The 20,729-nt window shown below is 67.3% G+C and carries 18 protein-coding genes; 12 read left to right on the top strand and 6 right to left on the bottom strand.

Going from position 1 to position 20,729, the window contains the following annotated elements; genetic code table 11:
* Positions 1–39 precede the first annotated feature (39 nt).
* On the bottom strand, positions 40–1,350 hold the full coding sequence (locus ACOCMH_RS05565; RefSeq protein WP_427308164.1) for an MFS transporter: 1,311 nt from the start codon (positions 1,348–1,350) through the stop codon (positions 40–42).
* 308 nt (positions 1,351–1,658) lie between these two features.
* Between ACOCMH_RS05565 and ACOCMH_RS05570 the strand changes: the two genes are divergently transcribed.
* The gene (locus tag ACOCMH_RS05570; RefSeq protein WP_427308165.1) at positions 1,659–5,606 is read left to right on the top strand and encodes a DUF748 domain-containing protein; all 3,948 of its coding nucleotides are present in this window, start codon (positions 1,659–1,661) and stop codon (positions 5,604–5,606) included.
* 106 nt (positions 5,607–5,712) lie between these two features.
* A complete protein-coding gene (locus ACOCMH_RS05575; protein ID WP_171515187.1) occupies positions 5,713–5,910 on the top strand; it encodes a rubredoxin in 198 nt (65 codons plus the stop codon).
* Positions 5,911–6,188: 278 nt separating this feature from the next.
* Here the strand turns inward: ACOCMH_RS05575 and ACOCMH_RS05580 are convergent, their stop codons facing one another.
* Positions 6,189–6,365, bottom strand: a complete 177-nt coding sequence (locus tag ACOCMH_RS05580) for a hypothetical protein (RefSeq protein WP_427308166.1) — start codon at positions 6,363–6,365, stop codon at positions 6,189–6,191.
* 44 nt (positions 6,366–6,409) lie between these two features.
* Positions 6,410–6,589: a hypothetical protein gene (locus ACOCMH_RS05585; protein WP_012356585.1), complete on the bottom strand. Its 180-nt coding sequence runs from the start codon at positions 6,587–6,589 to the stop codon at positions 6,410–6,412.
* A 280-nt stretch (positions 6,590–6,869) separates the two neighbouring features.
* On the opposite strand from ACOCMH_RS05585, the gene ACOCMH_RS05590 reads away from it, so the two are divergent.
* The 6 genes from ACOCMH_RS05590 to ACOCMH_RS05615 all read left to right on the top strand — a co-directional run bounded on the left by ACOCMH_RS05590 (position 6,870) and on the right by ACOCMH_RS05615 (position 12,511).
* Complete coding sequence (locus tag ACOCMH_RS05590) at positions 6,870–7,373, top strand: hypothetical protein (RefSeq protein WP_427308167.1); 504 nt, start codon at positions 6,870–6,872, stop codon at positions 7,371–7,373.
* 214 nt (positions 7,374–7,587) lie between these two features.
* Positions 7,588–8,946: a cytochrome c oxidase subunit II gene (locus ACOCMH_RS05595; protein WP_427308168.1), complete on the top strand. Its 1,359-nt coding sequence runs from the start codon at positions 7,588–7,590 to the stop codon at positions 8,944–8,946.
* A gap of 10 nt (positions 8,947–8,956) precedes the next feature.
* A complete protein-coding gene (ctaD, locus tag ACOCMH_RS05600) occupies positions 8,957–10,723 on the top strand; it encodes a cytochrome c oxidase subunit I (protein ID WP_427308169.1) in 1,767 nt (588 codons plus the stop codon).
* Positions 10,720–11,367, top strand: a complete 648-nt coding sequence (locus tag ACOCMH_RS05605; protein WP_427308170.1) for a cytochrome c oxidase subunit 3 — start codon at positions 10,720–10,722, stop codon at positions 11,365–11,367. Before ctaD ends, ACOCMH_RS05605 begins: the two co-directional genes overlap by 4 nt.
* 26 nt (positions 11,368–11,393) lie before the next feature.
* Positions 11,394–12,101 carry a heme-copper oxidase subunit III family protein gene (locus ACOCMH_RS05610; protein WP_427308171.1) on the top strand — a complete coding sequence of 236 codons (708 nt, stop codon included), beginning with the start codon at positions 11,394–11,396 and terminating at the stop codon, positions 12,099–12,101.
* An 8-nt stretch (positions 12,102–12,109) separates the two neighbouring features.
* Complete coding sequence (locus ACOCMH_RS05615; RefSeq protein ID WP_427308172.1) at positions 12,110–12,511, top strand: cytochrome C oxidase subunit IV family protein; 402 nt, start codon at positions 12,110–12,112, stop codon at positions 12,509–12,511.
* A gap of 70 nt (positions 12,512–12,581) precedes the next feature.
* Here the strand turns inward: ACOCMH_RS05615 and ACOCMH_RS05620 are convergent, their stop codons facing one another.
* Both ACOCMH_RS05620 and ACOCMH_RS05625 read right to left on the bottom strand, forming a co-directional pair.
* Entirely contained in the window at positions 12,582–14,009 is a 1,428-nt protein-coding gene (locus tag ACOCMH_RS05620; RefSeq protein WP_174077329.1) for an NAD-dependent succinate-semialdehyde dehydrogenase, read from the bottom strand.
* 148 nt (positions 14,010–14,157) lie between these two features.
* A complete protein-coding gene (locus ACOCMH_RS05625; protein ID WP_427308173.1) occupies positions 14,158–14,952 on the bottom strand; it encodes an MHYT domain-containing protein in 795 nt (264 codons plus the stop codon).
* Between the two features lie 247 nt (positions 14,953–15,199).
* Here ACOCMH_RS05625 and ACOCMH_RS05630 point away from each other — a divergent pair, with 247 nt between their 5' ends.
* The 4 genes from ACOCMH_RS05630 (at position 15,200) to ACOCMH_RS05645 (ending at position 19,642) form a co-directional block, all read left to right on the top strand.
* Positions 15,200–16,690 carry an MATE family efflux transporter gene (locus tag ACOCMH_RS05630; protein ID WP_427308174.1) on the top strand — a complete coding sequence of 497 codons (1,491 nt, stop codon included), beginning with the start codon at positions 15,200–15,202 and terminating at the stop codon, positions 16,688–16,690.
* Positions 16,691–17,124: 434 nt separating this feature from the next.
* Positions 17,125–17,586 (top strand): tripartite tricarboxylate transporter TctB family protein, encoded by a 462-nt coding sequence (locus ACOCMH_RS05635; RefSeq protein ID WP_092310854.1) that lies wholly within the window; start codon positions 17,125–17,127, stop codon positions 17,584–17,586.
* Positions 17,587–17,597: 11 nt separating this feature from the next.
* On the top strand, positions 17,598–19,100 hold the full coding sequence (locus ACOCMH_RS05640) for a tripartite tricarboxylate transporter permease (protein ID WP_171515175.1): 1,503 nt from the start codon (positions 17,598–17,600) through the stop codon (positions 19,098–19,100).
* Positions 19,101–19,315: 215 nt separating this feature from the next.
* Complete coding sequence (locus ACOCMH_RS05645) at positions 19,316–19,642, top strand: transcriptional regulator (protein WP_427308175.1); 327 nt, start codon at positions 19,316–19,318, stop codon at positions 19,640–19,642.
* 74 nt (positions 19,643–19,716) lie between these two features.
* On the opposite strand, the gene ACOCMH_RS05650 is transcribed toward ACOCMH_RS05645, so the two are convergent.
* Entirely contained in the window at positions 19,717–20,496 is a 780-nt protein-coding gene (locus ACOCMH_RS05650; RefSeq protein ID WP_427308176.1) for a DUF4397 domain-containing protein, read from the bottom strand.
* Positions 20,497–20,729: the final 233 nt, after the last annotated feature.

Below are 20,729 nucleotides of genomic sequence, written 5' to 3' on the forward strand. Positions count from 1 at the left end.
GGCGTCAGCCCTCCCTTCTTGGCTGCCGCAACGCTGGCATCAGCCGCGCGCCCGGTCCTTGACGAACAGCGCTGTCACCATGCCAAGCACGCACAGCGCCACCACATAGTGCGCCGGCGCCAGTGGGTCGTTCTTCAGCATCAGCGTCACCGCCATCGGCGTCAGCCCGCCGAAGATCGCATAGGACACGTTGTAGGAGAACGACAGCCCCGAGAACCTGACCTGCGCCGGGAACGCGTTGACCAGCACGAACGGCACCGCGCCAATGGTGCCGACCAGGAAGCCCGCCAGCGCATACAGCGGCAGCAGCAGGTCCGGGCGGGTGAAGAGGGTGGTGTAGAAGGCATAGACGCAGACCGCCAGCAGCAGCCCGCCGAAGAACAGCGTGCGGCGCGCCCCGATGCGGTCGGCCAGCGCGCCGGAAACGATGCAGCCGGCCGTCAGGCACAGCGTGGCCACGCTGTTGGCAACCAGCGCCGTGCGCGCGTCGAAGCCATACAGCTTCTGCAGGAAGGTAGGCGTCATCAGGATCACCACCACGATGCCGGCCGACAGCATCCAGGTCAGCAGCATCGACACCGCTACGCTGCCGCCGTGGTCCCGCATCACCGACTTCAGCGGCATCTCGGCAGCCAGTGCTTTGCGCTGCTGCAATTCGGCAAAGACCGGCGTCTCATGCAGCCAGCGCCGCAGGTACATCGAGGCGATGCCGAACACGCCGCCGATCAGGAACGGCACGCGCCAGCCATAGTCAGCCAGCTGCGCCGGGGTGAAGACCGTGTTGATGCCGGTCGCCACCAGCGAGCCCAGCAGGATGCCGGCGGTCAGCCCCGCGGTCAGCGTGCCGCAGGCATAGCCGACATGGCGCGCCGGCACGTGCTCGGAGACGAAGACCCAGGCGCCCGGCACTTCGCCGCCGACGGCCGCGCCTTGCAGGATGCGCAGCACCAGCAGCAGCACCGGCGCGGCCAGCCCGATCGACTGGTAGGTGGGCAGCAGCCCCATCAGCAGCGTGGGCACCGACATCAGCAGGATCGACAGCGTGAACATCTTCTTGCGGCCGAGCAGGTCGCCGAAGTGCGCCATGATGATGCCGCCGAGCGGCCGCGCCAGGTAGCCCGCGGCGAAAATGCCGAAGGTCTGCAGCTGGCGCAGCCAGTCGGGCACCGACGGCGGGAAGAACAGCTCGCCGATCACCGTCGCGAAGAACACGAAGATGATGAAGTCGTAGAATTCGAGCGCGCCGCCCAGGGCGGCAAGGGAAAGGGTCTTGTAATCCTGGCCGGTGAGGGCGCGCGCGCCGGCGCGCGGCGTGCCGACACCCGCGGCGGTACTGCTGGTGGTAGACATGGAATGGACTCGCATGGAAGAGGACGCATGCGAAGCGGGCAGCACGGAATAACGTGATGGGTGTGGCCGGAGGGTACAGCGCAGGGGAGGCAGGCACGACGCGGCGGGTAAGCCACAGGCTTGCGACGGGACGCTTCGCAAAGGACGTAAAGATACCAGATCGGCCCATCAGGCGCTGAGCGCTCAAGCTGCCCATCCGATTTCTTTGCTTTGCCTGTAACCGTTGCGATAATGTCGAAAAAATGTGAAATCCGGGGCACAAAGAAGCGTGCAGCGCCGGAGCGCGGGGTCAGATTTTCTGGAACATCATGGCATTCAAGCAATCCATCCAGGCGGCAGCCACCGTGGCTGCCACGCCGCGCGGCCGGCTGGCCATGCGTATCGCGGGCGGCGTGGCGGCGGCGCTGGCGGTGTTCGGGCTGGCGGGGTATTTCGGCGGCCCGCCGCTGATCCAATACCTGGTTGAAAAGCACGCGACCGAGGCACTCGGGCGCAAGGTCACGCTGGGGCAGGCGCATGTGCGGCCGTTCGAACTGGCGGCCACGCTGACCGACCTGACCATCTACGAGCGTGACGGCAAGACGCCGGCGCTGACGCTGGGCGAGGCGCAGGCCGATACCTCGCTCGCCTCCATCTGGCACCTGGCGCCGGTGGTGGACAACCTGCATGTCGACCGCCTGGCCGTGCACGTGGTGCGCGGCGCCGACGGCCGCATGAGCTTTGCCGATGTGCAGGAAAAGTTTGCGGCGCTGCCGCCCAAGCCGGCCGATGCCAAGCCGGCGCGCTTCTCGGTGAACAACATCGCCGTGACCGGCAGCAGCCTGCGCTATGACGACAAGCTGCTCGACACCACGCTGCGCGTCGACAACCTGACGCTGACGCTGCCGTTCCTGTCCAACCTGCCGCACGACGTCGAGATCGTGACCCGGCCCACCCTCAGCGCGCAGGTCAACGGCACGCCGCTGGCGCTGGACGGCGAGGTGCTGCCCTTTGCCGATTCGCGCCAGACCCGACTCAACGTCAACCTGGACGGGCTCGAGGTGGCGGGGATGATGGCGTTCGCGCCGACGCTGCGCGATGCCGAGGTCAAGTCCGGCAAGCTTGATACGCGCCTGACGGTGGCGTTCCGCCAGCAGCAGGACACGCAGGAGATGGTGGTGATGGGCACCGCCGCGCTGCGCGATGCCGAGGTGCGCACGCGTGCCGGGCAGCCGCTGGTACGCAGCGGCAAGCTGGCGGTCGATATCGCCAGGCTGGAGCCGCTGGCACATCGCGCGCAGCTGCGCAGCGTCGAGATCGAAGGGCTGGCGGTGGAGGCGGCGCGGCGCGCCGACGGCTCGCTGAACCTGGCCACGGCATTCCTGCCGCAGGCGGCGAGCCGATCCACCGATGGGGTAGCGCCGGCGCCCGCGCCGGCCTCGGCCCCCGCGGCAGCTTTGGCGGCGCCGGCTACCCCCGCGACGGCGACGCCCAAGGAAGTGCCGTGGCGCTATGCCGTCGACCGCATCGTGGTCCGGCAGGCCCGGCTGGGATTCGCGGACGCGCTGGCGCCATCGGGCCCAGGCAAGCTCGCGCTCGGGCCGCTCGATGCCGAGGTCAAGGGCTTTGCCGGCACCGACGGCGACAAGCCCGTGCGCGTCGAGGCCACGCTGACCGTGGCCGATGGCCTGACCCTGCATCACACCGGCGACCTGCTGCTGCGCGACGGCTCGATGGCCGGCACGCTTGAAACCACCGGCTTGCGGCCGCAGGGGTTTGCCGCCTGGTGGCCGCGCGAGTTGCGCAGCCAGTTCGGCACCACCGCGGTCAATGCGGAACTGCATTACCGCATGGCATGGGGCACGCCGCAGTTCCAGTTCGTACTGGAAAAATCGCGGCTGGAGCTGGCGCCGCTGTACGTGGCCACGCGCGAGCCGGTGGTGATGCCGGCCGCCGCCGCGCCGCCCGGCAGTGAAGCCAATGCGCCGGCCGCGGACCGGGCGCAGGGCGCCGGTCGCCGCACGCGCAACCGCGCCGGTGACCGCGACGGTGCTGCACTGCCGCTGCTGCAGGCGCAGAAGCTGGTGCTGGAAGATATCGAGTTCGACCTCGCCAGACAGACCTTTGCCACCCGCCAGCTCACGCTGGCACAGCCGCAGCTCGCGGCCACGCGCGACCATCGCGGCGAGCTGATCGAGATGGCGCGGCTGTGGGCGGTCGAATCCGCGCAGCAGGCGCGCGCCGCGCCGCGGCGCACGGCGCCGGCCAGCGCCAATGGCGCTGCCGCGGGCGGCGCCTGGAAGGCCAATATCGGCAAGGTCGTGGTGGAAGGCGGCAGCGCCCGCCTCGCGGACTACCAGCCGGCCGCCGCCAACCGTGGCCGCCCCGTCATTCACCAGTTCCGCAATATCGGCCTGACCACCGGTGCGGTGGCCTGGCCGCTGACGCCGGCAGCGGTGCCGCTCAAGCTGCACGCCGAGTCCGGCCGCAGTGGCGTGATCGGCGTCGATGGCACGGTGTTGCCGGCCTTGCCGGCCAGCCGGCTGCAGCTGGACCTGCGCCAGGTCGACGTGAGCCCGTTGCAGCCTTACCTGGCTGACCGCTTCAACGCCGCGCTGCGCAGCGGTACGCTCACGGTCAAAGGCAGGCTCGATGTCGATGCGCCCACCGGCAAGCCGCTGGCCGCGCATTTCAACGGCAATGTGCAGGCCGGCAATGTGCGCACGGTGGACCGCGTCAGCGGCGACGACTTCCTGCGTTGGCGCTCGCTGGTGGTGTCGGGCATCGACTTTGCGATGGACGACAGCAAGGGCCCGATGCGCGTGAGCCTGGGCAATATCGCGCTGTCCGACTTCTACGCCCGCGTGATCCTGAACGCCAATGGCCGCCTGAACCTGCAGGATGTGATGGCCGCCGGCGTGGGGAAGGGCGAGGCCGCACCATCGACCAGCCTGACCCAGGCCAACCCGGCCTCGGCGCCTGCCGCGCCGCCGGTGCAGGTCGGCGATACGCGCACGGCCCAGGTCGAGCAGAAGCCGGGTGGGCCCAAGCCGCAGATCCGCATTGGCGGGGTCTCGGTCGACAAGGGCAACATCAATTTCTCGGACTTCTTCGTCAAGCCCAACTACACCGCCAACCTGACCGGCATGAAGGGCTCGGTGTCCAGGGTGTCGTCGGGCGATCCCACGCCGGCCGACCTGGTGCTGGACGGCCGCATTGACGACGACGCGCCGGTCAATATCAGCGGCAAGCTCAATCCGCTGGGCGAGCAGCTGTTCCTCGATATTGCCGCCAAGGCCTCGGGCGTCGAGCTGACGCGGCTCACCCCCTATGCCGCCAAGTACGCCGGCTATCCCATCACCAAGGGCAAGCTGACCGTCGACGTAGCCTACAAGATCGAGAACGGCAAGCTCGATGCGCGCAACCACCTGTTCCTCGACCAGCTGACCTTCGGCGAGCGTGTCGACAGCCCCGACGCGACCAAGCTGCCGGTGCTGCTGGCGGTGTCGCTGCTCAAGGACCGCAATGGCGTGATCGACGTGAACCTGCCGGTGTCGGGCTCGCTGTCGGACCCGGAGTTCAGCATCGGCGGCGTGATCGTGCGTGTGATCGTCAACCTGCTGAGCAAGGCGATCACCTCGCCGTTCTCGCTGATTGCCTCGGCCTTCGGCGGCAGCGGCGAGGAACTGGGCTATGTCGAGTTCGCGCCCGGCACCGCCACGCTGACACCGGCGGCGAAGGACAAGATCGCCAAGCTGGGCCAGGCGCTCAATGACCGGCCCTCGCTGCGGCTGGAAATCAGCGGCCGTATCGATCCCGTCACCGATGAAGCCGGCGCGCGCCGCGCGTGGCTGGATGCGCGCGTGGCCGAGCAGAAGCGCCGCGACCAGCGCGACAACGCACAGGCGGGTGCCGACGCCAGCGAAGCCGAAGCCGGCGCGCAGGGCGCCGAGGTCAAGGTCAGCAAGGCCGAGTACCCCAAGTACCTGGAGCAGGTCTACCAGCGCACCTCGATGAAGAAGCCGCGCAACTTCGTCGGCTTTGCCAAGAGCTTGCCGCCCGAGGAGATGGAAAGACTGCTGATGGCCAACGCCACCGTTACTGAGTCCGACCTGAAGCGCCTTGCCGAACAGCGCGCGCTGGCGGTCAAGCAGTCGCTCGAGCGCGACGGCAAGGTGCCCGAAAGCCGGCTGTTCCTGACCGCGCCAAGGCTCAGCGCCGAGGGCATCAAGGACAAGGGCACGCCCAACCGCGTGGACTTTTCCATCCGCGGCTAGTCCGGGTGGCGGCGCCGCACCGCGCGGCGCCGCCGCAGGCCCTGCGCCGAAAACCGGTATGATGCGGCCCGGACAATCCGTTCCATCGCCGAATCAGGAGTGAGTTTTGCAGCAGGACCAAATCGAAGCGACCGTCGCCTTCAAGACCTGGGTATGCGTAATCTGCGGCTGGGTCTATGACGAAGAGCAGGGCTGGCCGGAAGACGGCATTGCCCCCGGCACGCGCTGGGAGGATATCCCCGATGACTGGCGTTGCCCGGAATGCGACGTCGGCAAGGGCGAATTCGCCATGATCGAGCTGTAACGCCGCAGGCACTTCCAGTTTTGGCCCCGGTCGCGGCCCGCCCAAAAGCGGGGCGCCAGCGTGGCCGCAGCTAGCCGGCAAGGCCGGCATCCATGCCGTTGAAAAAGGCGCGGGCATTGGCGGCAAGCGTGTCAAGGCGGCGTTCATTGAGCACTTCCGGTGCTGCGTGGCGCGCTATTCGCTGCCGGAGCGGTTGGAGGTGAACGCGCCGCTGGCGGCGCTGCGCGCGCCGGTGTGAAGCAGCGTGAAGCGGCGTAAAGCAGCGCCAGGGCACGGCTTCAGTGGTGGTGCCCGCCGTGCTTGGGCAGCGCGTGTCGGCCCAGCCCCGCGCGCTGGCGCTGTGCCGCGCAGCGCCGGTAGCGCATCCGGTAGGGATGGCTGCAACGCCATAATGCGCGCAACACGGTAAGGCACAGCAGCGCCGCCATGAGGGCGGCAAGCAGGCCGATCGACATGGCGGCCCCTCCTCTCACTGCGCGTGCAGCAGACTCCGGCGGAGTCAGATCAGCAGCGGTAATGCCTCCAGCACCAGCACCGCGACCAGTGCGCCGATCAGCGCGCCCATGGTGCGGCAACTGATGCGCAGGAACCTGGCGGTCACCGGGATCGAGCCCATGGCGATCACGCCTACCAGGGCCATCGGAATCAGGAATACAAGATCATGCGCGGTGAAGTGCATGGCGGTCTCCTGTCTCTCTTTTGTGGTTCCAGTATAGGCAGTGTGTGCCGGATGCACGGTACGCGCATCGGGATTGTCCCCGATGCGGCGCTTGCGGCTTGCCCGGCAGGTATCGCGGGCCGCACTTGCGAATTGACGATCGTTGCGCCACGTACGCATTCCGAGCCTTTTTCGGCGGCCCGCCTTCGAAGCGGGAAACACGTGTCCTATGCTGAGCAGAGACGCGGGGCGTGTTTCCCCTTTCGTGCGATGCCCCGCCGACGAGAGACGGAGGTGGGTTATGGAACTTCACATGCAATCGCACCACTACGTGCGGCGACTGCCGGACTGGACCGCGGCAGCGGTGTCGGGGCTGGCGGCGGGCGCGTTGCTGCTGGTGCTGGAACTGTTCTGGTCATCGATGGTGTCGGGCGTGAACCCCTGGGTGGCCACGCGCATGATCGCGGCGATCGTGATGGGGCCCGAGGTGCTGCAGACCTCGCTGTTCAGCGTCGGCACCGTGGCCGCGGCACTGGTGATCCACTTCGTGCTGGGTGCCGTGCTGGGCATGATCCTGGCCGCGATCCTGGCGCCGTTTACGCTCGATTCCAGCCTGGGCATGGCCATGCTGGCGGGCGCGGTGTTCGGGGTGGTGGTCTATGTCTTCAACTTCTATGTGATGACGCGGGCGTTCCCGTGGTTTGTCGAGGTGCGCGGCTGGCATACCTTCATTGGCCACCTGATCTTCGGCATCGCGGCGGCGGCATCCTACTGGAAGCTGGAAAGCAAGGACGTGTCGCACTGACCCGGCGCTGGCCCGCACACGGCCCGGCACATGGCTCTGCGGCGGCGGGAACCAGGGGTTCCCGCCGCCGCTTTTTTCCGTGCGCCGCGCACTTGTGCAGCGCGACACCGATGTGCCGGCGTGTCGCCTTGCAGTGACCTGACGGCATGCACTAGTCTTATCTCTACCTGCGTGACTTGCGCATCCCTCGCCGCGTGCGAGGAGGAGGGTGGATATGGCGATGGCCATCGCACTCGTCGTCATGGTTGCCGCTTCGGTGCTCTTCCATTTCCTGAGCCCGTGGTGGGCGACGCCGCTGGCGTCCAACTGGAAACAGATGGACGACACGCTGACCATTACCCTCGTCATCACCGGCATTTTCTTCATCGGCATCAACCTGTTCGTCGGCTACATCGTCTGGCGCTTCCGCCATGACGCACCGCATCCCGGCGGCGGCACCGGTCACCGCGCGTCCTATCATCCTGAGAACAGCAGGCTGGAACTGTGGCTGATCGGCGGCACCACGCTGGGCGTGATCCTGCTGCTGGCGCCGGGCCTGTTCGTCTACGCCGATTACGTGCGCCCGCCGCGCGAGGCGATGGTGATGGAAGTGGTCGGGCAGCAATGGTCATGGGCCTTCCGCTTTCCCGGCAAGAGCGGGCAGCTGGGCGCTTCCGACGCGCGCTTCGTCACCGGCGTGAATCCGCTCGGGCTGGACCCGGACGACCCGCGCGGGCTCGATAACATCGTCATCGTCGGCCCGGAAGTGCACCTGCCGCTGAACAAGCCGGTCAAGGTGCTGCTGCGCTCCAAGGACGTGCTGCATGACTTCTACGTGCCGCCGTTCCGCGCGCGCATGAACATGGTGCCGGGCATGGTGACGTCGTTCTGGTTCACGCCCACGCAGGCGGGACGCTTCGACATCCTGTGCGCGCAGCTGTGCGGCGTGGGGCACTACAACATGCGCGGCACGGTGGTGGTGGAAGAGCCGGCCGCCTACGAGGCGTGGCTGGCGAAGCAGCAGACCTTTGCCATGACGCTGGCGAAAGCCGCGGCGCCGCCCGCGGCCATGGCCGCCGCCGCGCCTGGCGCGGCCGGTGCTGCCGGCACCATCGAGAAAGGCCGCGCGCTGGCGCAGAGCAAGGGCTGCGTGGGCTGCCACAGCATCGACGGCAACCCCGGCGTGGGCCCGACCTGGAAGGGCCTGTACGGCAAGACCGAGACCTTTGCCGACGGCAGCAGCGCCAAGGTGGACGATGCCTTCCTGCACAAGGAGATCGCCGAGCCGCAGGCGCGGCTGGTGAAGGGCTTTGGCCCGGTGATGCCGAAGCTGCCGATGAGCGAGGACGAGATCGCCGCACTGACCGCCTATATCAAGTCCGCCGGCAGCGGCGCGGCGGAGGCGGGCACGGTGGCGCCGGTCGCCCCCGCGGACATGCCCGCGGGTCCCGCCGCCGCGACCAGCGCCGCCACCACGGCAGCGGCGGGCTCGGCCGCACCCGCGGCTACGCCGGGGGCCGCGTCCGGCACCTATACGACATCGACGGCCGTCGCCGTGCCGCCGTCGGCGGCGCCCGCGCCGCCGCGCAAGTGAGGAGACCTGCATGGCTTACGCCGACGATGCTGCCCATCACGCGCCGCAGAGCTTCTGGACCCGCTATGTCTGGAGCCAGGACCACAAGGTCATCGCCGTGCAATACACCATCGTGGCGATCGTGGTGGGCCTGGTGGGCGTGGCGCTGTCCAACCTGATGCGGATGCAGCTGGGCTTCCCGGGCCGGTTCGAGTTCATCGACGCCAACCGCTACTACCAGTTCGTCACCATGCACGGCATGATCATGGTGATCTACCTGCTGACCGCGCTGTTCCTGGGCGGCTTTGGCAACTACCTGATCCCGTTGATGGTCGGCGCGCGCGACATGGTGTTCCCGTTCCTCAACATGCTCAGCTTCTGGGTCTACCTGCTCTCGGTGATCGTGCTGCTGACCAGTTTCTTCGTGCCGGGCGGGCCCACCGGCGCGGGCTGGACGCTGTATCCGCCGCAGGCCATCCTGCCCGGCACCCCGGGCCATGACTGGGGCATCATCCTGATGCTGGTATCGCTGGCGATCTTTATCGTCGCCGCCACCATGGGCGGCCTCAACTACGTCACCACCGTGCTGCAGGCGCGCACCGAGGGCATGACGCTGCTGCGCATGCCGCTGTCGGTGTGGGGCATCTTCATGGCCACCATCCTGGCGCTGCTGGCGTTCCCGGCGCTGTTCGTGTCCGCGGTGATGATGCTGCTGGACAAGACGCTCGGCACCAGCTTCTTCATGCCGGCGATGGTATCGATGGGGCAGCAGTTGCAGTACAAGGGCGGCAGCCCGCTGCTGTTCCAGCACCTGTTCTGGTTCTTCGGCCACCCCGAGGTGTACATCGTCGCGCTGCCGGCCTTTGGCATCGTCTCTGACCTGGTCAGCGTGCATTCGCGCAAGAGCATCTTCGGCTACCGCACCATGGTCTGGGCGATCCTGGCGATCGGCGTGCTGTCGGTGGTGGTGTGGGCGCACCACATGTTCGTCAGCGGCATGAACCCGTACTTCGGCTTCTTCTTCGCCACCACTACGCTGATCATTGCGATCCCGACCGCGATCAAGGTCTACAACTGGGTCATCACGCTGTGGCGCGGCGATATCCATTTCACCGTGCCGATGCTGTTCGCCATCGCCTTCATCAGCACCTTCGTCATCGGCGGGCTGACCGGGCTGTTCCTGGGCAATGTCAGCGTCGACATCCCGCTGTCGAACACTTACTTCGTGGTGGCGCACTTCCACATGGTGATGGGCGTGTCGCCGATCCTGGTGGTGTTTGGCGGCCTCTACCACTGGTACCCGAAGGTCACGGGCAGGATGCTGGACGACACCATGGGGCGCATCCATTTCTGGGTCACCTTCGTCGGCACCTATGCGATCTTCTTCCCGATGCACTACCTGGGCGTGCTGGGCATGCCGCGGCGCTACTACGCCTACGAGAACTACGCCTTTATCCCGGAGTCGGCGCATGTGATGAACATGTATATCTCGGTGGCCGCCTTCATCGTCGCCACGGCGCAGTTGCTCTTTGTCTTCAACCTGGTCTGGAGCCTGCGGCACGGACGCAAGGCCGACGCCAATCCGTGGCGTGCGGCGTCGCTGGAATGGCAGACGCCGCAGACGCCGCCCGCGCACGGCAACTGGGGCCCGCACCTGCCGGTGGTGTACCGCTGGGCCTATGCCTACAGCGTGCCGGGCGCGCCCGAAGACTTCATCGCGCAGAACGCGCCACCCGAGGCCGGCGGGACGGACGGGTCCGAGCCTGAACCGCATGAAAGCCGAGGAGCCGTCGCATGAATGCCGAGGCGCTGTACAAGGTCAGCCGCGACGATTTCGGCGGCAATCCGTCCGGCGAGAACGCCGCCAACCACCGGCCGCGCGGGCGCGCGCCCGCCAGCCTGGGGCTGTGGGTGTTCATGGGCGTGGTGAGTTCGCTGTTCGCGCTGTTCCTGACGGCCTATGCGCTGCGCATGGACAGCCCGGACTGGCACCGCATCGCGCTGCCGTGGCAGGTGTGGTTGTCGACCGCGCTGCTGGCGGCAGGCAGCGTGTCGATGGCGGTGGCGTCGCACGCCGCGCGACGTGGCGAGATGGCCACGGCCCGGCGCGCGCTGCGCCTTGGCGGCCTGGGCGCGGCCGGCTTCGTCGCCTCGCAGCTGTGGGCCTGGCAGGCGCTGGGCGCGATGCAGGTGATGCCGGCCGGCAACCCGGCGGGCAGCTTCTTCTACCTGCTCACGGCGATGCATGGCCTGCACGTGCTGGGTGGGCTGGCCGGCTGGGGCGTTGCCATGTCGGCACGCGGCAGCGGCGCCACCGCGGTGCTGCGCATGCAGCTGTGCGCGCGCTACTGGCATTTCCTGCTGGCGGTATGGGTGGTGCTGCTGGCGGCGCTGGGGTGGCTCACGCCCGAGCTGGTGCGTTACATCTGCGGCACGGCCTAGCGGCGGCGGCAAGGAGGAGGACCGGCATGTCCACGCAACTGTCTTCACCATCGGCCAACCCCGCGGTGGCGCCCGCGCCCCCGGTGGGCGGCGTGCGCGGCCTGCTGGCCGACTGGTCGTCGGACCAGCAGGCCTTCAAGGTGTCGTGGGGCAAGGCGATGATGTGGATCTTCCTGCTATCCGACACCTTCGTCTTCAGCTGCTTCCTGACTGGCTACATGACCGTGCGCATGTCGACCACGGTGCCGTGGCCGAACCCGAGCGAGGTGTTCGCGCTGCATGTGGGCGGCGCCGACATTCCGCTGCTGCTGATCGCCATCATGACCTTCGTGCTGATCACCAGCAGCGGCACCATGGCGATGGCGGTCAACTTTGCCTACCGCCGCGCGCGCCGCGAATGCGCGACGCTGATGTTGGTTACCGCGCTGTTCGGGGTGCTGTTCGTCGGCATGCAGGCTTTTGAATGGACAAAGCTGATCGTCGACGAGGGCGTGCGTCCGTGGAGCAACCCGATGGGCGCGGCGCAGTTCGGCTCGACCTTCTTCATGATCACCGGCTTCCACGGCCTGCACGTGTCGTGCGGCGTGGTCTACCTGGTGATCGTGGCCACGCGCGTGCTGCGCGGGCGCTACGAGGCGACCGGCAACTACCAGATCGTCGAGATCGCCGGCCTGTACTGGCACTTCGTTGACCTGGTGTGGGTCTTCATCTTTGCGCTGTTCTATCTCTGGTGAGGGCGGCCATGGCATCGAATCCGGCATCTCCCGCAACCCCTGCCACGCCCGCGCACGGCACGCCCCAGGGCATGCCGCATGGCTCCGACGCCGGGCCCGCGGCGCACCACGGCCAGCAGCACCCCATCGGGCTGTACCTGAAGATCTGGGCGCTGCTGTTCGTGCTGTCGACGCTGTCGTACCTGGTCGACTATTTCCATTTCACCGGCTATCTGCGCTGGACCCTGATCCTGCTGTTCATGGCGATGAAGGCGGGACTGATCGTCGCGGTGTTCATGCACATGGCGTGGGAGCGCATGGCGCTGATCTGCGCCATCCTGATCCCGCCGATGTGCCTGCTGGTGCTGGTCTGGCTGATGGCGGAAGAAGCGAATCATACGTTCCTGACGCGCGGCATCTTCTTCCGCTGACGGGGAGGCGCCGCCGGTCCCGGGAGGGGGCCGGCGGCACGCCGCCTTGCCGTGCCCGCGCGCGGGGCGCTCAGGCCTGGGTGATGAACTTGGTCACCAGGTAGCCGTCGAAGGTCTCCTGGCCACCTTCGCTGCCGATGCCCGAGTCCTTGATGCCGCCGAACGGGGTCTCGGCCAGCGCCATGCCGAAGTGGTTGATGTTGACCATGCCGGCTTCGAGGCCGTTGGACACTTCGGTCGCGGTCTTCAGCGAGTTGGTGAACACATACGACGCCAGCCCGAAGGGCAGGCTGTTGGCGCGGCGCAGCACCTCGGCGGTGTCCTTGAAGCGCGTCACCGGGGCCACCGGGCCGAACGGCTCGTCGGTCATCAGGCGCGCGTCGTCGGGCAGGTCGGTGACCACCGTGGGCGCGAAGAAGTAGCCCTTGTCGCCCAGGCGCGAGCCGCCCGCCACCACCTTGCCGCCGCGCTGGCTGGCATCGTCGAGGAACTGCTCCATCGACAGCACGCGGCGCTCGTGTGCCAGCGGGCCCATCTGGGTGCCGTCATCCAGGCCGTTGCCGACCTTGATCGAGCCGATCACCTCGGTAAAGCGCGCCAGGAAGCGGTCATAGGCCTTCTCCTGGACGTAGAAGCGCGTCGGCGACACGCACACCTGGCCGGCATTGCGCAGCTTGAAGCGCGCCAGCATCTCGGCGGCAGGGTCGATGTCGGCATCGTCGAACACCAGCACCGGCGAATGGCCGCCCAGCTCCATGGTCACGCGCTTCATGTGCGCGCCGGCCAGCGCCGCCAGCTGCTTGCCCACCGGCACCGAGCCGGTGAACGAGATCTTGCGCACGATCGGCGATTCGATCAGGTAGGTCGAGACCTCGGCGGGCACGCCCCAGACGATATTGAGCACGCCCGGCGGCAGGCCGGCATCGTGGAACAGCTGCGCCAGCGCCACCACCGCGCTGGGCGAGTCCTCCGGTCCCTTCAGGATCAGCGTGCAGCCCGCGCCCACCGCGGCGACGATCTTGCGGATGGCCTGGTTGAAGGGGAAGTTCCACGGGGTGAAGGCGGCGCAGACGCCGATCGGCTCGCGGACTACCAGCTGGCGCACATTGGGCTGGCGCGGCGGGATCACGCGGCCGTAGATGCGGCGGCATTCCTCGGCGTGCCAGTCGGCGTGCTCGGCGCAGACCATGATCTCGCCGACCGCTTCGGCCAGCGGCTTGCCCTGGTCCAGCGTGATATTGCGGCCGATGTCCCGGGCGCGCTCGCGCGCCAGCTCGCCCACGCGGCGCAGGATCTTGCCGCGCTCCAGCGGCGAGGTCTTCTTCCAGGTTTCAAAGGCGCGCTGCGCGGCGGCCAGCGCGCGATCCAGGTCGGCGCGCGTGGCGTGCGGCAGCTGGCCCAGCACTTCCTGCGTGGCCGGGTTGATGACCTCCTGCTCGCGCCGGTCGCCTCCCTTGATGAATTCCCCGTCGATATAGAGGGCGAGATCCTGGTACATGCGTTTCTCCTGGTGGGCGGTGAAACCGCAAGCTTAACCCGCCCGCCGCGATCATGCACCGCACCGGGTGCGTGCCCCCCAAGAAAAGTGCGGGGTCGGGCGCGCCGGCCCGCCGGCCGCGCCGTACCGTTAGTCCGTTAGCCCCGTGTCAGGCGGGATCGCGCGTGCGTGCCATGGCGGCGGTTCCGGCCACGGCGCCGGTGCGCGTGGCTTCCACCACCAGGATCACCAGCAGCGTGATCAGGCTCAGCCCGAACACCGCATAGCCGATGCTGTCGCCCTCGATCGCGAACAGGCTGGGCGCGTAGGCCGGGCTGGTGCAGATCATGGTGCCGGCCGACATGCCGGTGTAGTGCATGCCGCAGACCGCCACCCCCATCACCACGGCGGCCGCCAGCTGCTTGCCGCCGGTCTTCACCGTGATGGCGAGCCACAGCGCCACCACCGACACCACCACGGCAATCACCACCGACAGCCCGATGATGGCGAGGTCCCAGTCGAAGCGGGTGTTGGAGCGGATCGCCGCCATGCCGGTGTAGTGCATCGCCACCACGCCCAGCCCGGTCAGCACGCCGCCCTGCACCACGTTGCCGGTGCGGCTGCCGCGCGGGCGCGACGCCAGCGCCAGTCCGGCCCCCGCCAGCACCATCACCACCAGCAGCGAGGCCAGCGTGGTGAACAGGCCGAACTCGCGGTGGGTCGGGGTCTGGTAGGCCACCATGCCGATGAAATGCATGGACCAGACCGCGCCGCCGCCCAGCGCCACGCTGGCGCACAGCAGCCGGTCGACGTCCAGGCGCCCATCGGGCTGGCGCACCCGGCGCGACCAGCGCAGGCCGACGTAGGCGCCGCATACCGAAATCAGGAACGACAGGCCTACCATCGGCCAGTCATAGGCAAACGGCACCAGGGCGCCGGCAACAGGCTCGAAACCGACAAACATGACCCCACCTCCTTGTTTTGACTGCGACGGAAGGCGCTCGCGCATGCCGGATCGATCCGGTAAGACCCGGGTAACCCCTCCGGCAGCCGGCCCGGGACGCGGTGGTCCCCTGCGGAGTATGGGGTCGCCCGCGATTGCCCGGAAATAACTCAATCAGGTAAAAAAGCGGGGCCCGGCGCAGTCCGGCGTGCTTGAAGGGCCCTGCGGGCAGGCATAGACTGGGCGGATTTCCGCCGCGCGACGCCCCATGAAGCCCGATGCCAGACTGACCACCGGCCCGATCGGCCGGACCTTGCTGCTGTTCTCGCTGCCGGTGCTCGGCAGCAACATCCTGCAGTCCCTGAACGCCTCGATCAATTCGGTCTGGGTCGGGCGCTTCCTGGGCGAGGCCGCGCTGACCGCCACCTCCAACGCCAACATCATCCTGTTCTTCCTGCTCGGGGTGGTGTTCGGCATCAGCATGGCCAACACCATCATGATCGGCCAAGCCGTCGGCGCGCGCGACATGGACGAGGCGCGCCGGGTGGTTGGCACCAGCACCACTTTCTTTGTCGCGCTGTCGGTGCTGGCCTCAGCGCTCGGCTACCTCTACACCCCCGACATCCTCGCAGCGATGCGGACCCCGCCGGATGCCGCACCGCTGGCGGTGGCCTACCTGCGCATCATCTTCCTGGCGCTGCCGTTCATGTACTTCTACAACTTCGTGATGATGACGCTGCGCGGCGCCGGCGATTCGCGCACGCCGTTCTGGTTCATGTTGTTGTCCGTGGTGCTGGACGTGGTGCTCAACCCGATCCTGATCTTCGGCGTGGGCCCGATTCCGGCCATGGGCATCGCGGGCTCGGCACTGGCCACGCTGATCGCCCAGCTGACGAGCCTGGTGGCGATGATGGCGCTGCTGTACCGGCGCCGGCATTTCCTGCTGCTGCATCGCGGCCAGCTGGCGCTGCTGGTGCCAGACCCGGCGATCCTGCGCGCGCTGGTGGTCAAGGGGCTGCCGATGGGCCTGCAGATGGTGGTGATCTCGTCGTCCGCCATTGTGATGATGGCGCTGGTCAACGCCTATGGCTCGCAGACCACCGCCGCCTATGGCGTGGCCTCGCAGCTGTGGACCTATGTGCAGATGCCCGCGCTGGCAGTCGGCGCGAGCGTGTCATCGATGGTGGCGCAGAACGTCGGTGCCGGGCTGTGGCAGCGCGTGTCGCGCATCACGCGCATGGGGCTGCTGTTCAACATGGCCATGACCGGCGCGCTGGTCGCGCTGATCTACCTGTTCAACCGCCATTCGCTAGGCCTGTTCCTGGGCACCGACGGCGTGGCCATCGGCATTGCCCAGCATATCAACGTGGTGGTGCTGTGGTCGTTCATCCTGTTCGGCTTCACCATCGTCATCTTCGGCACGGTGCGCGCCACCGGCGCGGTGATGGCGCCGCTGGTGATCCTGTTCCTGTCGATGTGGGTGATCCGGTTGCCGTTCGCGTGGGCGCTGGGTCCGCGCATCGGCGCCGACGCGATCTGGTGGAGCTTTCCGCTCGGCTCGGTGGTGTCGCTGGCCCTGGCGCTCGGCTACTACCGCTTCGGCAACTGGCGCCGCAGCCGGATCCTGCCGACCGCGCCGCACCCGGCCGAAGCCGTGGGGCAGGCGCCCGATACCAGCATGGGCACGCCCTGCGAAGACGCCGGCGAGGTGGTCGACACGGCCAGCACCGCACGCGCAACGGCCGAAGCCGCGCGTTGATGGCATGGCAAGTCCCGCATTGAAAGCCTTCCGAAAGATCGATGTGTCATCGTGTCACCGCTGGCACTCCCTCCCAGCGCACGCGTGGCCTGCCGGCACGGCAGGGGTGCGCGTTTTCGCGGCCGCGCCTTGCTTTGACGCAAGCGCGCGCGCCGTCTTGTTCGTCTGACCGTTCCTGTCGTCCTTCCCTTCTGTTCATTGCCGCTTAAATACATCATGTTGTGATGTATTCCGTCGCGCATCGCGGCTGGATTTGCCTTGTTTTAAGGGGTCATTGGTAAATACCCCTAAAACAGGACAACTGAAAGGCACCTGAAAGATCACGTCTCTAAGGTTCGGGTCAACCGTCGGGAGAGCATGCCATCTTGCATGCGTGGCGCGCCTGAGCCAGTGCGCCCCGGCACGGCATTTCGTGAACTTTGAGGAGAATCGTTTTGCGCATACGCAGCCAAAAGGACTTTGCCTCCGGCCTGATGTTCATTCTGGTCGGTCTGGGCTTTTCCTGGGTCGCTCGCGGCTATTCCATGGGAACAGCCGCCAAGATGGGACCCGGTTATTTCCCATTCCTGCTGGGCCTGGTGCTCGCCGTGCTGGGCGCGGTGGTGCTGCTGACCTCGATGTCGCCGAAAGGCGAGCAAGACCATCTGGCGCGCTGGGACCTGAAGACGTTGCTGTGGATCCTGGGCTCGGTGGTGCTGTTCGGCCTGCTGCTCAAGCCGCTGGGCATGGTGCTGTCGGTGTTCGTGCTGGTGCTGGTGTCGTCGATGGCCAGCCATGAGTTCAGCTGGAAGGGGGCGCTGCTCAACGCGGTGGTGCTGGTGCTGATCAGCCTGGGCGCGTTCGTGTACGGCATCAACCTGCAGATGCCGGTGTGGCCGGCCTTCATCACCGGTTAAGGAACCCCGACATGGAATTGTTTGATCACCTTGCGCTGGGCTTTTCCACGGCCCTGTCGCTGCAGAACCTGGCCTACGCTTTCCTCGGCTGCGTGCTGGGCACGCTGATCGGCGTGCTGCCGGGCCTGGGGCCGCTGGCCACCATCGCCATGCTGCTGCCGATCACCTACACGCTGCCGCCGGTGGCCGCGCTGATCATGCTGGCCGGCATCTACTACGGTGCGCAGTACGGCGGCTCGACCACCGCCATCCTGGTGAACCTGCCGGGCGAATCGTCGTCGGTGGTGACCACCATCGACGGCTACCAGATGGCGCGGCGCGGCCGGGCAGGGGTGGCGCTGGCCACCGCGGGCCTGGGCTCGTTCTTCGCCGGCTGCGTGGCCACGCTGATCCTGGCCGCATTTGCCACGCCGCTGTCCGAAATTGCCTTCAAGTTCGGCCCCGCCGAGTATTTCTCGCTGATGGTGCTGGGCCTGATCGGCGCGGTGGTGCTGGCCTCCGGCTCGCTGCCCAAGGCGATCGCGATGATCGTGCTGGGCCTGCTGCTGGGCCTGATCGGCACCGACGTGAACTCCGGCGCCGCGCGCTTCTCGTTCGACGTGCCTGAGCTGACCGACGGCATCGACTTCGTGGCGCTGGCGATGGGCATGTTCGGCTTTGCCGAGATCATTGCCAACCTGGAGCAGAAGGAAGCCCGCGAGACCTTCACCAACAAGGTCACCAACCTGTTCCCGACCCGGGAAGACTTCAAGCGCATGATCCCGGCCGTGCTGCGCGGCACCGCGCTGGGTTCGGCGCTGGGGATCCTGCCGGGCGGCGGCGCGGCCCTGGCGTCGTTCGCGGCGTACTCGCTCGAGAAGAAGACGTCGAAGTACGCGCATGAATTCGGCAAGGGCGCGATCGAAGGCGTGGCGGGTCCGGAATCGGCCAACAACGCCGCGGCGCAGACCTCGTTCATCCCGCTGCTGACGCTGGGCATTCCGCCCAATGCGGTGATGGCGCTGATGGTGGGGGCGATGACCATCCACAACATCCAGCCGGGCCCGCAGGTGATGACCAGCAACCCGTCGCTGTTCTGGGGCCTGATCGCCTCGATGTGGATTGGCAACCTGATGCTGATCATCCTGAACCTGCCCATGATCGGCATCTGGGTGAAGCTGCTGACCGTGCCGTACCGCTTCCTGTACCCGGCGATCCTGGTGTTCTGCGGCATCGGCGTGTACTCGGTCAACAACCAGACCTTCGACGTGTTCATGGCCGCCGGCTTTGGCGTGATCGGCTATCTGTTCCTGAAGCTGAAGTGCGAACCCGCGCCGCTGCTGCTTGGCTTCGTGCTCGGGCCGATGATGGAAGAGAACTTCCGCCGCACGCTGCTGCTGTCGCGCGGTGACTTCACCGTGTTCGTGACGCGCCCGCTGTCGGTCGGCCTGCTGATCGCGGCCGCCGCGCTGGTGGCCGTGGTGGCCCTGCCGTCAATCAAGGCCAAGCGCGAGGAAGCGTTCCAGGAAGAATAGCGCCCGCGCGCCCCGGAAAGGCGCCGGCGGTGTGCAACCGGCCGGCGCAGGCAATGCAAGCATTCGGGGTGCCTTCGTGCACCCCGTTTTCATTTGCGGGCTGAGCGCCGCGCGTTCGCTCGCAATACCACCAGAGAGTGCCCGACTGCGGCAGCAGTCATGGGCTGCGCATGATGATCAGGATTCCCGCACCATCGGGTGCGCCGACAGCGCCCATGAAACCGCCTACCCTTGACCGGTTTTTCTCACGCATCTATGTGCTCAAGCTGGTCCAGTCCAGCCCGTCAACCGTGCTCAGCCTGGTGGACCGGCTGCGCGAGCGCGGCATCGACAAGAACATCCGCACCCTGCGGCCGATCCTGCGCAGCCTGATGATGGCCCGGGCCATCACCGCGGAGCTGGTCGAAGGCAGCGGCCGCGTGTATTGCATCACCGCGCAGGGGCGGGCGGAACTGGAGGCGTATATCTCGCACCTGGCCGTGCTGAAGGCAGAGCTTGAACCTGCCGGCGAATCGCCGGCGCGGCCTGCCGCCGAGCCTTGAAACAAAAAGAGGCCGGTCCTTCCGGACCGGCCCCTCGCATGTTGCCCGCCTGCCGCAGGCAACCGCGACAGCGGTTATTGCGTCACCAGTTCCAGACCGGCTTGCGATTCGTCGTCGCCACGCGCCACCAGCACCTTGATCTTGTTCGGCGTCAGGCCGCCGATGCCATCCACCGGGATCGTGGTGATCAGCCAGTCGGCGTTGTTGGCCAGCGTCAGCGCGCCCGAATCAAAGATGACGGTCTTGGTGCCGGCCGTGGTGATGCGCAGGCGATAGGTGGTGTTGCCGTCCAGGTCGATCGAATCCTGGCCCGATGCCGGCGATGCCTGCTTGTAGCCCACCGCGGCAAAGGTCGGCGACACGGAGTTCAGGTCGACGGCCGGCAGGGTGAGGTAGACGTCGATGTTCTGCGCATTGAACGACGCGTTCAGCGAGCGCACGCGGGCCTTGTTCGACAGCAGGCCCTTGCCGTACGGATCATCGATGGTCACCGTTTCTGCCGCGGTCGCACCGGGCAGCGCCACCACGGTGTACTTGTGGCCGGTGGCGGCGACCAGGCTGGCGCGGCCCAGTTCTGTCTGCGTGCCCGCCACGTTGAACGAGATCAGCTGGTTACCGGTTTCAACGTTGAAGTAGGTCGAGACGAACTTGTAGGGCTTGTTCAGGAAGCTGGTGCGCGCGCCGTTCTGTAGCACGTCGACATTGGGGCCGCCGGTAATGGCGTGGATCGCGCGGATCGAGGGCTTGCTCAGGCCGATGCGGTCATCGATGCCGTCATCGCCGCCGCCGCACGCTGTCAGCACGGCGGTCGCGGCGAGCGCGAGGCCGAGGAGAAGGGTCTTGGATCGAAGCATGGGTCACCTCTTGCTGTTGGAGTCAGAGACGAGCTGGCCCATGCCGGCGCGGATCGCGGCGGCCGCGTGGCCAGTTGCTATCTGGTATGCAGGCGCGGGATCACGCTTGCCGTGATGCAACGATAGGTTTGAAGCGGTAGGCCAGACAGGCGCGACGCTCCGAATTCAGTGTCGGACGATTCCGACAGGAAGTGATGCATGCGCGCGGCGCCAGGCGGCGCGCCTTGGCAGCA

Source organism: Cupriavidus sp. H39 (assembly GCF_050271075.1).
GTDB lineage: Bacteria > Pseudomonadota > Gammaproteobacteria > Burkholderiales > Burkholderiaceae > Cupriavidus > Cupriavidus necator_B.

Bases quoted from the DNA above. Each gene is read 5' to 3' on its own strand.
- ACOCMH_RS05650 (WP_427308176.1), bottom strand. From the start codon at position 20,496: ATGCTTCGATCCAAGACCCTTCTCCTCGGCCTCGCGCTCGCCGCGACC.
- ACOCMH_RS05605 (WP_427308170.1), top strand. From the start codon at position 10,720: ATGAATGCCGAGGCGCTGTACAAGGTCAGCCGCGACGATTTCGGCGGC.
- ACOCMH_RS05620 (WP_174077329.1), bottom strand. From the start codon at position 14,009: ATGTACCAGGATCTCGCCCTCTATATCGACGGGGAATTCATCAAGGGA.
- ACOCMH_RS05565 (WP_427308164.1), bottom strand. From the start codon at position 1,350: ATGTCTACCACCAGCAGTACCGCCGCGGGTGTCGGCACGCCGCGCGCC.
- ACOCMH_RS05580 (WP_427308166.1), bottom strand. From the start codon at position 6,365: ATGTCGATCGGCCTGCTTGCCGCCCTCATGGCGGCGCTGCTGTGCCTT.
- ACOCMH_RS05570 (WP_427308165.1), top strand. From the start codon at position 1,659: ATGGCATTCAAGCAATCCATCCAGGCGGCAGCCACCGTGGCTGCCACG.
- ACOCMH_RS05640 (WP_171515175.1), top strand. From the start codon at position 17,598: ATGGAATTGTTTGATCACCTTGCGCTGGGCTTTTCCACGGCCCTGTCG.
- ACOCMH_RS05625 (WP_427308173.1), bottom strand. From the start codon at position 14,952: ATGTTTGTCGGTTTCGAGCCTGTTGCCGGCGCCCTGGTGCCGTTTGCC.
- ACOCMH_RS05590 (WP_427308167.1), top strand. From the start codon at position 6,870: ATGGAACTTCACATGCAATCGCACCACTACGTGCGGCGACTGCCGGAC.
- ACOCMH_RS05585 (WP_012356585.1), bottom strand. From the start codon at position 6,589: ATGCACTTCACCGCGCATGATCTTGTATTCCTGATTCCGATGGCCCTG.
- ACOCMH_RS05610 (WP_427308171.1), top strand. From the start codon at position 11,394: ATGTCCACGCAACTGTCTTCACCATCGGCCAACCCCGCGGTGGCGCCC.
- ACOCMH_RS05645 (WP_427308175.1), top strand. From the start codon at position 19,316: ATGAAACCGCCTACCCTTGACCGGTTTTTCTCACGCATCTATGTGCTC.
- ctaD (WP_427308169.1), top strand. From the start codon at position 8,957: ATGGCTTACGCCGACGATGCTGCCCATCACGCGCCGCAGAGCTTCTGG.
- ACOCMH_RS05595 (WP_427308168.1), top strand. From the start codon at position 7,588: ATGGCGATGGCCATCGCACTCGTCGTCATGGTTGCCGCTTCGGTGCTC.
- ACOCMH_RS05615 (WP_427308172.1), top strand. From the start codon at position 12,110: ATGGCATCGAATCCGGCATCTCCCGCAACCCCTGCCACGCCCGCGCAC.
- ACOCMH_RS05630 (WP_427308174.1), top strand. From the start codon at position 15,200: ATGAAGCCCGATGCCAGACTGACCACCGGCCCGATCGGCCGGACCTTG.